General features: G+C 53.4%; 11 protein-coding genes. 6 read left to right on the top strand and 5 right to left on the bottom strand.

The window, feature by feature from the left end:
- The 5 genes from mraZ to leuO form a co-directional block, all read right to left on the bottom strand.
- Positions 1-459, bottom strand: coding sequence for a division/cell wall cluster transcriptional repressor MraZ (mraZ, locus tag AC22LX_RS22145; RefSeq protein ID WP_015368255.1), 459 nt, complete (start codon positions 457-459; stop codon positions 1-3).
- Between the two features lie 638 nt (positions 460-1,097).
- Positions 1,098-2,102, bottom strand: coding sequence for a catabolite repressor/activator (cra, locus tag AC22LX_RS22140; RefSeq protein WP_015368256.1), 1,005 nt, complete (start codon positions 2,100-2,102; stop codon positions 1,098-1,100).
- Positions 2,103-2,299: 197 nt separating this feature from the next.
- Positions 2,300-2,791: an acetolactate synthase small subunit gene (gene ilvN / locus AC22LX_RS22135; RefSeq protein WP_015368257.1), complete on the bottom strand. Its 492-nt coding sequence runs from the start codon at positions 2,789-2,791 to the stop codon at positions 2,300-2,302.
- Positions 2,792-2,793: 2 nt separating this feature from the next.
- Complete coding sequence (gene ilvI / locus AC22LX_RS22130) at positions 2,794-4,518, bottom strand: acetolactate synthase 3 large subunit (protein WP_032706640.1); 1,725 nt, start codon at positions 4,516-4,518, stop codon at positions 2,794-2,796.
- Between the two features lie 390 nt (positions 4,519-4,908).
- Positions 4,909-5,877: a transcriptional regulator LeuO gene (leuO, locus tag AC22LX_RS22125; protein ID WP_015368259.1), complete on the bottom strand. Its 969-nt coding sequence runs from the start codon at positions 5,875-5,877 to the stop codon at positions 4,909-4,911.
- Positions 5,878-6,480: 603 nt separating this feature from the next.
- Here leuO and leuL point away from each other — a divergent pair.
- From leuL to AC22LX_RS22095, 6 genes are all read left to right on the top strand, one after another.
- A complete protein-coding gene (gene leuL, locus AC22LX_RS22120) occupies positions 6,481-6,567 on the top strand; it encodes a leu operon leader peptide (RefSeq protein WP_020079614.1) in 87 nt (28 codons plus the stop codon).
- Positions 6,568-6,660: 93 nt separating this feature from the next.
- Positions 6,661-8,232 (top strand): 2-isopropylmalate synthase, encoded by a 1,572-nt coding sequence (gene leuA / locus AC22LX_RS22115; protein WP_015368261.1) that lies wholly within the window; start codon positions 6,661-6,663, stop codon positions 8,230-8,232.
- On the top strand, positions 8,232-9,323 hold the full coding sequence (gene leuB, locus AC22LX_RS22110; protein WP_015368262.1) for a 3-isopropylmalate dehydrogenase: 1,092 nt from the start codon (positions 8,232-8,234) through the stop codon (positions 9,321-9,323). The genes leuA and leuB overlap by 1 nt, the downstream gene beginning before the upstream one ends.
- Before the next feature lie 2 nt (positions 9,324-9,325).
- Complete coding sequence (gene leuC, locus AC22LX_RS22105; RefSeq protein ID WP_045389997.1) at positions 9,326-10,726, top strand: 3-isopropylmalate dehydratase large subunit; 1,401 nt, start codon at positions 9,326-9,328, stop codon at positions 10,724-10,726.
- 10 nt (positions 10,727-10,736) lie between these two features.
- Positions 10,737-11,342 carry a 3-isopropylmalate dehydratase small subunit gene (leuD, locus tag AC22LX_RS22100; protein WP_045389996.1) on the top strand — a complete coding sequence of 202 codons (606 nt, stop codon included), beginning with the start codon at positions 10,737-10,739 and terminating at the stop codon, positions 11,340-11,342.
- A 369-nt stretch (positions 11,343-11,711) separates the two neighbouring features.
- Positions 11,712-13,745 (top strand): oxidoreductase, encoded by a 2,034-nt coding sequence (locus tag AC22LX_RS22095; RefSeq protein WP_063413976.1) that lies wholly within the window; start codon positions 11,712-11,714, stop codon positions 13,743-13,745.
- Positions 13,746-13,755 lie beyond the last annotated feature (10 nt).

Raw genomic sequence — 13,755 nt, 5'->3', positions numbered from 1 at the left:
TTATAAAGACAAATCCTGCAGGCGCTCCGACAGTTCACCGGTAGCGGACTGCTCAGCGTCGATATCTTCCTTGACCCGTTGATACCAGGTCGTTTCATCCCACAGTTCAAATTTATTAAACTGTCCGACCAGCATCACTTCTTTTGTCAGCCCGGCATGTTGCCGCAGCACCGGCGCGATTAGCAATCGTCCGGCGCTATCCATCTGACATTCGCTGGCATGCCCCAAAAGCAGGCGCTGTACGCGCCGCTCAACGGGATTCATGCTCGACAAACGCGACAATTTTTGCTCGATGATTTCCCATTCAGGCAAGGGATAAAGCAGCAGGCACGGGTGATGAATGTCAATGGTGCACACCATTTGACCAGAAGCATCCTCGATCAGCCCGTCGCGGTAGCGCGTCGGTACGGCCAAACGGCCTTTACTGTCGAGATTGACTAACGTTGCTCCACGGAACATGCCAGCCTCACCCCTTTTCGCCACTTTACCCCACAAATTCCCACCTAAAGGAGTTTACGGAGCGGAGGAAAAGCTTGTCAAGCCAGCACTAATGCCAACGGAGCGCAAAAACCCATTATTTACAGCCGATATTAGCCCTGATGAATAAATCACCAACAAACGAGGCAAATTAACGTTATGAATACGTGTAAGAAAATAACCAACAAACTCGTAACAGTTAAAAGCGACAAAATATCTTCAGCGGGAAAATATAAAGTGTCAGTTTGCGACGCGAGCGGCATTTTAGGCCATTCTGATGTCCGTTAACAGTGCCTGTTGTGGACGGAGAAGCACTTGTGCCGCGGCCTGACGCTCTCAGATGCGATGAAGGTAGGATAAAGCGATTGTTAATTCAGCAATTATTCCGATGAATGTAACAAAATAATACTAACAAGGGGTATTGCGCATTTTCTTGCACCATTTGGATACAAAAAAATCTTTCTCAGGAATAAAACAAAATAAGGCGTAAAGAAGTTTAGGGATTTGTCTGAAAGCGAATAGATTTACGAATCTCTACGTAAATTGTATGGAATATCGCCAGATGCTGATCCATCTGGCGAATAACCTACGAAGAATCTTAACCTTTTTTCGCTAATGAATCAGCGACGATTCAAACTTCCGCGATGATAGAGGTTACGACGTATACGACTTAAGCCTGGTTTCGGCTTACGTGGTTCATCCAGGCTTGCCAGTACAATCTCTAACACGCGCTCGGCAACGTCGCGATGACGCTGCGCGACCGCCAGCACCGGGCACTGCAGGAAGTCGAGCAGTTCGTTATCACCGAAGGTGGCGATGGCCAGCTCAGATGGCAGTTTGCCCTCACGGCGCAGCGTGACATCCATCACCCCCTGCAGCAGCGGGAAAGAGGTGGTGAACAGCAGTTGCGGCATCGGATGCGTTTCCAGCCACTTTTCAAACAGCTGGGCCGCGGCTTCGCGTTCATAGCTGTTGGCATAGAGGAAGTTCACCTCGCGCGGGTCGTCTTTCCAGGCTGAACGGAAACCCTGCTCGCGCAGGAAGCTCACCGACAGCTCCGGCAGCGCTCCCAGATAGAGCACTCGGTCACCGGGGAATTTGCGCAGCTCGGCGGCAAGCATTTCGGCGTCGTCCTGGTCCGCACCGACGACGCTGGTAAAGTGTTCACGATCGAGCGCGCGGTCAAGCGCGACAATTGGGAAGGGATCGTTCGCCCAGCGCTGATAAAACGGGTGCTCCGGCGGCAGCGAAGTCGATACAATAATCGCGTCCACCTGACGCTGCAGCAGATGCTCAATGCAGCGCATTTCGTTGTCCGGCTGATCTTCCGAGCAGGCGATCAGCAACTGGTAGCCGCGCTGACGCGCCTGACGCTCCAGGTAGTTCGCAATACGGGTATAACTGGTATTTTCGAGATCCGGGATTACCAGACCGATTGAACGCGTGCGTCCTGCGCGCAGGCCAGCAGCGACCGCATTCGGGTGGTAGTTGTGCTCGCGCACCACCGCCATCACCTTCTCGACCGTTTTATCGCTGACGCGATACTGCTTCGCTTTGCCATTAATCACATAGCTCGCGGTGGTTCTTGAAACACCGGCCAGCCGGGCGATTTCATCCAGTTTCACAATTGCCCCTTGGGTAAGAAGTACAAAAAACAACCATTAAATAGATATACTCATTAGAGTATAGAGATCCATTTTTATAACATCTAAACGCAGAATAGTTAGCGCGGCAACCGCTTTCGTCCACAGTTCCTACGGAATTCGCAAAAAAATAACCCGACAGTTTGTGTCGGGCTATTTTTACGTCATTTTTTCAGCGTTTAGCGCATAATTTTATCGCCACGCGACAGGCCGACGACACCGGAGCGCGCCACTTCAACAATGCGCGCGACGTCGCGCAAGGAGGCCAGGAAGGCATCCAGCTTATCGCTGGTTCCTGCCAGCTGCACGGTATAGATAGAAGGCGTCACATCAATAATCTGCCCGCGAAATATCTCGGTGTTGCGTTTCACCTCTTCACGGCCATAACCGCTGGCCTGCACTTTCACCAGCATGATTTCACGCTCGACGTGGGATCCCTGGCCCAGTTCGCTGACCCGCAGCACATCCACCAGCTTATGTAACTGCTTTTCGATCTGCTCAATCGCTTTCTCGTCGCCCACCGTCTGGATGGTCATGCGGGACAGCGTCGGATCGTCGGTTGGCGCTACCGTCAGGCTTTCAATATTGTAGCCGCGTTGGGAAAACAGGCCGATCACCCGGGATAATGCCCCCGATTCGTTCTCCAGTAATACAGATAATATCCGGCGCATAATCAGGTTCTCTCCGTTTTGCTCAACCACATTTCGTCCATGCCGCCGCCGCGGATCTGCATGGGGTAAACATGCTCGCTACCATCAACCGTAACATCAACGAACACCAGACGGTTATTACGTACCTGCTCCAGCGCTTCCGCCAGTTTAGCTTCCAGCTCTTGCGGCTCGCTGATGCGAATACCGACGTGGCCATACGCCTCGGCGACGCGCACGAAGTCCGGCAGCGATTCCATGTAGGACTGCGAATGGCGGCCGGAATAGAGCATATCCTGCCACTGCTTTACCATTCCGAGGTAGCGGTTATTCAGGTTCAGCACCAGCACCGGCAGTTCATACTGCAGGGCGGTGGAAAGCTCCTGAATGTTCATCTGGATGCTGCCATCGCCGGTCACGCAGATAACGGTTTCTTGCGGTAGCGCCATCTTCACGCCCAGCGCCGCAGGCAGGCCAAAGCCCATCGTGCCGAGGCCGCCGGAATTAATCCAACGTCTTGGTTTATCGAATGGATAATAGAGCGCGGCGAACATTTGATGCTGGCCAACGTCGGAGGTCACGTAAGCATCACCGTTGGTCAGGCGCCAGATAGCCTCGATTACCGCCTGTGGTTTAATCTTGCCGCTTTGCGTGTCGTATTGCAGACAATGACGGGAACGCCACTGTTCGATCTGCTGCCACCAGTCGCGGATCTCATCCAGCGGCTGCTGGCTCTCTTCCTGCTCAAGCAGATCAAACATCTGGTCGAGCACCTGCCGCGCATCGCCAACGATCGGCACATCCGCAGGGACGGTCTTGGAGATCGACGTGGGATCGATATCAATATGCAGCACCGTGGCGTTCGGGCAATACTTAGCCAAATTGTTGGTGGTGCGATCGTCAAAGCGTACGCCGACTGCAAAAATAACGTCGGAATGATGCATGGTCATGTTGGCTTCATAGGTGCCGTGCATCCCCAGCATGCCAAGCGCCTGCTGATGAGTCGCCGGAAAAGCGCCTAAGCCCATTAATGAAGAGACAACCGGTAACTTCAGCTTTTCGACCAAGGTACGCAGCTGTGCTTCGCACTGCGAATTGATCGCCCCGCCACCGACGTATACGACCGGTTTTTTCGCCGCCACCAGCGTTTGCAACGCACGTTTGATCTGACCTTTATGCCCGCTGGTTGTCGGGTTATAAGAACGCATGCTAACCGCATCCGGCCAAACGTAAGGCAGCTTTTTCGCCGGATTGAGAATATCCTTCGGCAAATCGACCACCACCGGCCCCGGCCGGCCGCTGGCCGCCAGCCAGAACGCTTTCTTTAAAATGCCGGGAATATCTTCAGTCTGTTTCACCAGGAAGCTGTGTTTGACCACCGGGCGCGAGATACCGACCATATCGCACTCCTGGAAGGCATCGTAGCCAATCAGCGAGGTGGCGACCTGCCCGGAAAGAATGACCAGCGGAATAGAATCCATGTAAGCCGTTGCGATACCGGTAATAGCGTTAGTCGCTCCCGGGCCGGAGGTCACCAACACCACCCCGACTTCGCCGGTCGCGCGCGCCAGCCCGTCAGCCATATGCACCGCCGCCTGCTCATGGCGCACCAGCACATGGTCTATGCCACCGAGGGTATGTAATGCATCGTAGATATCGAGGACCGCGCCTCCGGGATAGCCGAATACTTGCTTGACGCCCTGATCGACAAGCGATTGGACGACCATCTCGGCTCCTGACAACATCTCCATGGTTTGCCTCCAGGCTTTTTGTTTTCACGACGGCGGAAGTCATTTTCCGCGCGCGTCGTATGATGCGCCGCCATCGGCAGCGCATTGAAGTGAACAACTTGCTGTGCATTACCATAACTGCTCGCCAACAGGCAGGCAATTCGCCTGGCGGCGTCTGGAGCGGGTCTCAAAAGCAGAAAAGAAAGCATATGGAGAAATATATGGAGGATTGCTTCAGGAATAGAAAAATGAGACAGCCAATACTCGGGGAAAATGGCTTACGGCAGAAAATCATCCATTTTTCACCGTCGGGTTGCGAGAACCCGCGGTGATAAACAGAATAATATTCTGCTTTTTTAATGTTTACTCAGATAAGCTGGAACTTCCGCTCCCCTTTGTGGATGAGGACAATTAGCGCTGGCAGATATTCGCCAGTAACTCTTCCATCCATTGATGGCCTTTATCACGACCGGCCGCTTCGTGCCATGAAAGGAAGCAGGTGCGGCTATTTACCTTCAGCGGCAGCGGTAATATCTGCAGGTCTAATTTATCCGCGAATTCATTGGCTAACCAGCGTGGCGCTATCGCCACCATGTGGGTTTGCGAAACCACGTTTAATACGCTAACCATGGCATTACCCTGATAGGCAATGCAGGATTGTTTATCCACGGAGTCATACCACGGCTGGCTAAATGAAGCATAACGATCCAATGCGACGACCGCGTGCTCTTCCTGATAAATATCCGCTTCCGTTAACGGCCCGGAAATACGCGGATGTTTACGGCTGGCAACCAGAACCATTTCATCTTTGAATAAAGGTATGCAGGCGAATTCCGGACGACGGAACTCTTCATAGCCGATAACAAATTCAATTTCCTGATAACGCAGCTGATGTTCGGTGTTTTGATGTAGCGCTGATTTAAAGACCAGATGAATATTTGGCGCGATTTCACCAACTTTATTAAATATTAGCGAGGTTAAGTAATTATCCAATGGGCTACAAACGCAGAGGTTAAATACGCGCTCGCTGCTCAGTGGTTCAAAGCCGGAACCCGGCAGCTCATTTTGCACCAGTTGCAATGCCTGGCGTACCGAGCCGAACAGCTGATAGGCCCGCGCCGTTGGCTGAATGCCGCGCCCATAGCGAACAAACAGTTCATCATTAAACATCACCTTAAGGCGAGAGACCGCGTTACTCACCGCCGGTTGGGACATCCCGAGAGTATGGGCCGCACGGGTAATATTTTGTTCCTGCATCACCGCATCAAAGACGGTCAGCAGGTTGAGATCCACCATCCGCAGTTGTGGTTTGACGACTTCCTGTCCCGGGGCTGATTTATATTCAGTATTTTCAATTAACATATCTAACTCCACCGTCACGCTAAATTCCTTTTACCAAAGTGCAGTAATTAATTAAGACAATATCATTTATCATGCATATTAAATCTGCAAAAGGGCAAAATGGAATTTTAGGAATATATCAAGGTTATGAGTAGCGACGAAAAACCTCACTGGATATCACCGGAACCCGCCTAAAACATATCATTTACTTGATGATATAAAGTGTACCCATAGATCACAGGAATAAACAACACCACCAATAGTTAATTGCAATTTAAGTATTAATTAACTATCTAGTTTATCCCTGCGATTAATTAACACTTTGTTATCCTTTCTTTTGTCTAACCCCCTCAAAATCAGCAATGAGAATGCCATTAATCTCTTATCTTTCATTAAGATAACAATGGAACCCTCTCTCATATTTTTCATCCCCTTTATGATAAAAAATTTTTCTAATTGTTTTATTTTTCCAGGGGCAGATGAATGTCTCAAATAGGATCGTCGGTAAAACAAGGGATAATCCAGCACAATTAGCTAATTCACCAGGCTGGTGAAAAACAGTTTTTATCTTGCCTGGGGTTGACATCAAAACCGCTATCCAGTAACTCTAAAAGCATATCGATTTCAACTGGAGTATGACGCATGATTCGCACCACTCGTTTCACCAGCCTACTACTACTAAACGCATCCATTGTGCGCGGTAGGCTGTTGGGCGACGTTCAGCGTTAAGTCATCTTCCAGCAAGACACTAAACCCGCGCCATTGCGCGGGTTTTTTTATGCTCGAAGCAAGGCGCCAGGCAACAGATTAAGGATCTAAACCATGAGCCAGCAAGTCATTATTTTCGATACGACCTTACGTGATGGGGAACAAGCGTTACAGGCCAGCCTGAGCGTGAAAGAGAAGCTGCAGATAGCCATGGCCCTCGAACGTATGGGCGTCGATGTGATGGAAGTCGGTTTCCCGGTTTCTTCCCCAGGCGATTTTGAATCGGTGCAGACCATCGCTCGCACCATCAAAAATAGCCGCGTGTGCGCGCTGGCTCGCTGCGTTGAGAAAGATATCGACGTGGCGGCGGAATCCTTAAAAGTGGCCGAAGCGTTCCGCATCCACACCTTCATCGCAACGTCTCCGATGCATATCGCCACCAAGTTGCGCAGTACGCTGGATGAAGTCATTGAGCGCGCTATTTACATGGTGAAACGCGCACGTAACTATACCGATGACGTCGAATTTTCCTGTGAAGACGCAGGTCGTACGCCGATCGACGATCTGGCTCGCGTCGTCGAAGCGGCTATCCGCGCCGGCGCCACGACCATTAATATCCCGGATACCGTTGGCTACACCATGCCGTTCGAATACGCCAACATCATCAGCGGTCTGTATGAACGCGTACCAAACATTGATAAAGCGATTATTTCAGTCCACACCCATGATGATTTAGGCATCGCCGTCGGTAACGCCCTCGCCGCCGTCCACGCTGGCGCGCGTCAGGTAGAAGGCGCGATGAACGGTATCGGCGAACGCGCCGGTAACTGCGCGCTGGAAGAGGTGATCATGGCGATCAAAGTGCGCAAAGACATTATGAACGTGCACACCAACATCAATCACCACGAAATCTGGCGTACCAGCCAGACCGTCAGCCAAATCTGCAATATGCCTATCCCGGCTAACAAAGCCATCGTCGGCACCGGCGCCTTCGCCCACTCTTCCGGTATTCATCAGGATGGCGTGCTGAAGAACCGCGAAAACTACGAAATCATGACCCCGGAATCCATCGGTCTGAACCAGGTACAGCTGAACCTGACCTCACGCTCCGGTCGCGCGGCGGTGAAACACCGTATGGAAGAGATGGGCTATAAAGAGAGCGACTACAACCTGGATCATCTGTATGACGCGTTCCTGAAGCTGGCGGATAAAAAAGGCCAGGTCTTCGACTACGACCTGGAAGCGCTGGCGTTCATCAATAAGCAGCAGGAAGAGCCAGAGCATTTCCGTCTCGACTACTTCAGCGTCCAGTCTGGCTCGAGCGATATCGCTACCGCCTCTATCAAGCTGGCCTGCGGTGATGACATCAAAACCGAAGCCGCCAACGGCAACGGCCCGGTTGACGCTATCTACCAGGCTATTAACCGCGTGACGGACTACAACATCGACTTAGTGAAGTATGGCTTAAGCGCCAAAGGTCACGGCAAAGATGCGCTGGGTCAGGTTGATATCGTCGTGGAATACAACGGTCGCCGCTTCCACGGCGTCGGCCTGGCGACCGATATCGTCGAATCGTCAGCAAAAGCGATGGTACACGTGCTGAACAACATCTGGCGCGCCGCCGAAGTCGAAAAAGAATTGCAACGCCAAGCTCAGAATAAAGAGAACAATAAGGAAACCGTGTAATGTCGAAGAATTATCATATTGCCGTTTTGCCGGGTGATGGAATTGGCCCGGAAGTGATGAATCAGGCGATGAAAGTACTGGAAGCCGTTCGTAACCGTTTTTCAATGCGTATCACCACCAGCCAGTACGACGTTGGCGGCATCGCCATCGACCGTCAGGGCATGCCGCTGCCGCAAGCCACCGTTGATGGCTGCGAGCAGGCAGACGCGATTCTGTTCGGTTCCGTCGGCGGTCCGAAGTGGGAACATCTGCCGCCGGCCGAACAGCCGGAACGCGGCGCGCTGCTGCCGCTGCGTAAGCACTTCAAATTATTCAGCAACCTGCGCCCGGCTAAACTGTATCAGGGGCTGGAAGCGTTCTGCCCGCTGCGCGCCGATATCGCCGCCAACGGCTTCGACATTCTGTGCGTGCGCGAACTGACCGGCGGCATCTACTTCGGTCAGCCGAAGGGCCGCGAAGGCAGCGGCCAGCATGAAAAAGCTTTCGATACTGAGGTATACCACCGCTTTGAAATCGAGCGTATCGCGCGTATTGCCTTTGAATCAGCGCGCAAGCGTCGTCATAAAGTGACGTCAATCGATAAAGCCAACGTCCTGCAGTCTTCTATCTTGTGGCGCGAAATCGTCAACGAGATTGGCAAAGAGTATCCGGATGTCGAGCTGGCGCATATGTATATCGATAATGCCACCATGCAGCTTATCAAAGATCCGTCGCAGTTCGACGTCCTGCTGTGCTCGAACCTGTTTGGCGACATCCTGTCCGACGAGTGCGCGATGATCACCGGCTCTATGGGCATGTTGCCGTCCGCCAGCCTCAACGAGCAAGGTTTTGGCCTGTATGAACCAGCGGGCGGCTCGGCGCCGGACATCGCGGGCAAAAATATCGCCAACCCGATTGCGCAAATCCTGTCGCTGGCGCTGCTGCTGCGCTATAGCCTGGATGCCGGCGACGCGGCGAGCGCCATTGAACGCGCTATCAACCGCGCGTTAGAAGAAGGCATTCGTACCGGCGACTTAGCGCGCGGTACGGCGGCGGTCAGTACAGATGAAATGGGCGATATCATTGCCCGCTATGTCGCGGAAGGGGTGTAATCATGGCGAAGACGTTATACGAAAAATTGTTTGATGCGCATGTGGTATACGAAGCGCAGAACGAAACCCCGTTGCTGTATATTGACCGCCATCTGGTGCACGAAGTCACCTCTCCGCAGGCGTTTGACGGCCTGCGCGCGCACGGTCGTCCGGTACGCCAGCCGGGCAAAACGTTCGCCACCATGGATCACAACGTCTCAACGCAGACCAAAGATATCAACGCCTCCGGCGAAATGGCCCGTATTCAGATGCAGGAGCTGATTAAGAACTGCAAAGAGTTTGGAGTTGAGCTGTATGACTTAAATCACCCGTTCCAGGGCATCGTACACGTCATGGGCCCGGAACAGGGCGTCACCCTGCCGGGGATGACCATCGTGTGCGGCGATTCCCATACCGCGACCCACGGCGCATTCGGCGCGCTGGCGTTCGGTATCGGCACCTCCGAAGTGGAACACGTATTGGCGACCCAGACCCTGAAACAGGGTCGCGCGAAGACGATGAAAATCGAGGTTCGTGGCAAAGCAGCGCCGGGCATTACCGCCAAAGACATTGTGCTGGCGATCATCGGCAAAACCGGTAGCGCCGGCGGTACCGGTCACGTGGTCGAATTCTGCGGCGAAGCCATTCGCGACCTGAGCATGGAAGGCCGTATGACTCTGTGCAATATGGCAATCGAAATGGGCGCCAAAGCGGGTCTGGTCGCGCCGGACGAGACGACCTTCAATTATGTGCAGGGCCGCCTGCACGCGCCGAAGGGCCAGGATTTCGCCGACGCGGTGGAATACTGGAAAACGCTGAAAACCGACGATGAGGCCACCTTCGATACCGTAGTCACGCTGCAGGCGGAAGAGATTGCGCCGCAGGTTACCTGGGGCACCAATCCAGGCCAGGTCATCTCGGTCACCGATATTATCCCGGATCCGGCATCGTTCAGCGATCCGGTCGAACGCGCCAGCGCCGAGAAAGCGCTGGCCTATATGGGGCTGAAATCCGGCGTGCCGTTGACCGAGGTCGCGATCGATAAAGTCTTTATCGGTTCCTGCACTAACTCGCGAATCGAAGATTTACGCGCGGCGGCGGAAATCGCCAAAGGGCGTAAAGTTGCGCCGGGCGTACAGGCGCTGGTGGTTCCCGGTTCCGGCCCGGTGAAAGCGCAGGCGGAAGCAGAAGGTCTGGATAAGATTTTCATCGACGCCGGTTTTGAATGGCGCTTACCGGGCTGCTCCATGTGCCTGGCGATGAACAACGACCGCCTGAATCCCGGCGAACGTTGCGCCTCTACCAGCAACCGTAACTTTGAAGGCCGTCAAGGCCGCGGCGGACGCACCCATTTAGTCAGCCCGGCGATGGCCGCGGCGGCAGCGGTGACCGGCCATTTCGCCGATATCCGTAACTTGAAATAAGGAGACCATCATGGCAGAGAAATTTACCCAACATACTGGCCTGGTGGTTCCGCTGGATGCCGCAAACGTCGATACCGATGCGATCATTCCTAAGCAGTTCCTGCAGAAAGTGACGCGTACCGGCTTTGGCGCGCACCTGTTTAACGACTGGCGTTTCCTCGACGACCAGGGGCAGCAACCGAACCCGGAGTTCGTGCTGAACTTCCCGCAATATAAAGGGGCGTCTATCCTGCTGGCGCGTGAAAACTTCGGCTGCGGCTCCTCGCGCGAGCACGCGCCGTGGGCGTTGACCGATTACGGTTTCAAAGTGGTGATTGCGCCAAGCTTTGCCGATATCTTTTACGGCAACAGCTTTAATAACCAACTGCTGCCGGTGACGCTCAGCGATGAGCAGGTGGACGAGCTGTTCAAGCTGGTACAGGCGAGCCCGGGCATTAGCTTTGAAGTAGATCTTGAAGCGCAGGTGGTTAAAGCCGGGGATAAAACCTACAGCTTTAAAATCGACGACTTCCGCCGCCACTGCATGCTCAACGGTCTGGATAGCATCGGCCTGACGCTGCAGCATGAAGAAGCGATTTCTGCCTACGAGCGTCAACAGCCCGCCTTTATGAACTAACCTTTAAGCCCGGCGAGCAAGCCGGGCTTTCTCTTTATGCTCCTCTCTGGCGCACATGACTACGTATAATTTATAGATAAATTTATTCTTCCCGTCCTTTATCGTGCATTTATAACGGCGTAACCGGGCTATTTTTGTTTATATCCACAATGACAAGTAAATAATCAGCAGAAGTATTTAAAACAAACCGCCCAATATGTGAATTAACGGTTAACTCCATAGAAAACCCCTATAGCTCAGCACAAAAAAAAGCATTATTTTTCCCCTCCCCGGCTCGTTATCTTTCCTGACAGAGAAATATTAACTTTAGATACGTCACGTCGCCTGCCTCACATCGTGGGCCGCCTGCCGTTCTTGTGGAGAGCCTAAATGAGCCACTATCCTCATCTATTCAGCCCGCTAACCATCAACGGGATGACCATAAAAAATCGCATTATCATGCCGCCGATGGGTACCAATATGGCCACCCTGAATGGCGAAGTCTCGCAGGAGCAGCTTGAATACTACGAACTGCGGGCGAAAGGCGGCACCGGGCTCATTACCGTGGAAAATATCTGCATTGATTTTCCCTTCGCCTCCAATGGCACGACGCAGTTACGTATCGATAACGATCAATATATTCCGCGCCTGTTTAAATTAACCGAAACCCTCCATAAACACGGCGCTTGCGTAGCGATTCAGCTAAATCACGCGGGCGCTTCGGCTTATGCTTATCGCCTGAATGGGCAGACGCCGCTTTCGGCATCCAGCACGCCGTCGAAAAAGCACGGTAATATTCCGCGGCCAATGACTCACGAGGAAATTTATCACGCGGTAGACAAATTTGGCGACGCCGCTGAGCGCGTACGCCGCGCCGGTTTTGACTGCGTAGAAATTCATGGCGGCCATTCCTATTTAATTAGCCAGTTTTTGTCGCCGCTATTTAATAAACGTACCGACGAATTCGGCGGCAGTATCGAAAACCGCACCCGCATATTAAGCCTGATTATCGATAAGGTTCGCGCCTGCGTTGGACCACGTTTCCCGATAAGCCTGCGCATCAGCGCCGACGATTTCTTAAAGGGCGGCAACACGCTGGAAGATTCGCTGCGCATCCTCGAGCTGTGCCAGGATAAGGTCGACATTATTAACGTCTCTGCCGCGCAGAACGATAACCTGAATTTACAAATCGACCAGATGTCGCTGGAAGACGGCTGGAAGCGCTACCTCTCTCGCGCGGTACGCGATAAATTCCATAAGCCGACGGTCATCGCCGGCAACATTCGTTCGCCAAAAATCGCCGAAGATATCCTCGCCAGCGGCGATGCCGATCTGATCGCCATTGGTCGTGGTTTGATTGCCGAGCCTGAATGGGTACAGAAAGTACAAAGCGGCAATGAGCGTCTGATGCGTAAATGCATCTCCTGCAATATCGGCTGCGCGGATCACCGCATCGCCCGTTCTCGTCCGCTGCGCTGCTCGATCAACCCGGACATCATCCACGGCGACGCTTACAAGCAGCAGCGTGTTTCGCGCGAAACCAACGTTGTGGTAATCGGCGCCGGCACTGCAGGAATGGAAGCCGCCTGCACCGCCGCGGAAGTCGGCTGTAACACCTGGCTGCTGGAAGAGAAAAGCCACGTCGGCGGACTGGCCAGCACCATTGCGCTGCTGCCGGAGAAAAAGCGCATCGCCGATTTCCCGCAGTTTATGAAAAACCGCCTTTCCGGGCTCAGTAATCTGATGCTGCAGGTCGGTAAACGCGCCGATGTCGCTTCAGTCGCCGCGCTGCATCCACAGCTCATCGTCAACGCCACCGGCTCGGTTCCTCTGCTGCCGCCTATCGAAGGCCTGCGCGAGAACATTGACGCCGAAGGTGGCCGCCTGTTTTCAATAACCGGCATGATTGAACACCTTGACGCCTTTGCCGATGCCGCAGGTAAACGCATCGTCGTGGTTGGCGGCGGCGCCGTCGGCCTGGACGTCATTGAATACTTCTCAGCGCGCGGCGCCGAGACGGTGCTGATTGAAATGCAGGACGCGCCGGGACAGGACCTCGACATTATTACCAAAAACGCGATGTTGACCATGCTGGAAGAACACCAGGTGGAGCAACACATGCAGACCCGATTAACCGCCGTCGCTCCAGACCATTTCACCGTTAATACCGTCAACGGCACGTTCGACATTCCCTTCGACTATGGCTTTGTATGCCTGGGAATGCGCGCCAACCGCGCAGGTCTCGACGATATCGCCCAGTGGGCCGCCGCCAACAACGTAAAAATCATGAATATCGGCGACAGCCTGTCGGCCCGGAGAATTATCGACGGCGTGCGCGAAGGCCGCAACGTGCTGGAGATACTCGAAGACATGGGCGTACTCGGCAATCGCGAAGCGCAACAGATTCCATTTTTAACATATTGAGGATATTTAT

The sequence above is a fragment of the Klebsiella sp. PK01 genome (assembly GCF_057624675.1).
Note: the sequence above shows the minus strand (reverse complement) of the source record. Positions and strands in the feature narration are given on the sequence as shown.

Bases quoted from the DNA above. Each gene is read 5' to 3' on its own strand.
- mraZ (WP_015368255.1), bottom strand. From the start codon at position 459: ATGTTCCGTGGAGCAACGTTAGTCAATCTCGACAGTAAAGGCCGTTTG.
- ilvN (WP_015368257.1), bottom strand. From the start codon at position 2,791: ATGCGCCGGATATTATCTGTATTACTGGAGAACGAATCGGGGGCATTA.
- ilvI (WP_032706640.1), bottom strand. From the start codon at position 4,518: ATGGAGATGTTGTCAGGAGCCGAGATGGTCGTCCAATCGCTTGTCGAT.
- leuL (WP_020079614.1), top strand. From the start codon at position 6,481: ATGATTCGCACCACTCGTTTCACCAGCCTACTACTACTAAACGCATCC.
- leuA (WP_015368261.1), top strand. From the start codon at position 6,661: ATGAGCCAGCAAGTCATTATTTTCGATACGACCTTACGTGATGGGGAA.
- leuB (WP_015368262.1), top strand. From the start codon at position 8,232: ATGTCGAAGAATTATCATATTGCCGTTTTGCCGGGTGATGGAATTGGC.
- leuC (WP_045389997.1), top strand. From the start codon at position 9,326: ATGGCGAAGACGTTATACGAAAAATTGTTTGATGCGCATGTGGTATAC.
- leuD (WP_045389996.1), top strand. From the start codon at position 10,737: ATGGCAGAGAAATTTACCCAACATACTGGCCTGGTGGTTCCGCTGGAT.
- AC22LX_RS22095 (WP_063413976.1), top strand. From the start codon at position 11,712: ATGAGCCACTATCCTCATCTATTCAGCCCGCTAACCATCAACGGGATG.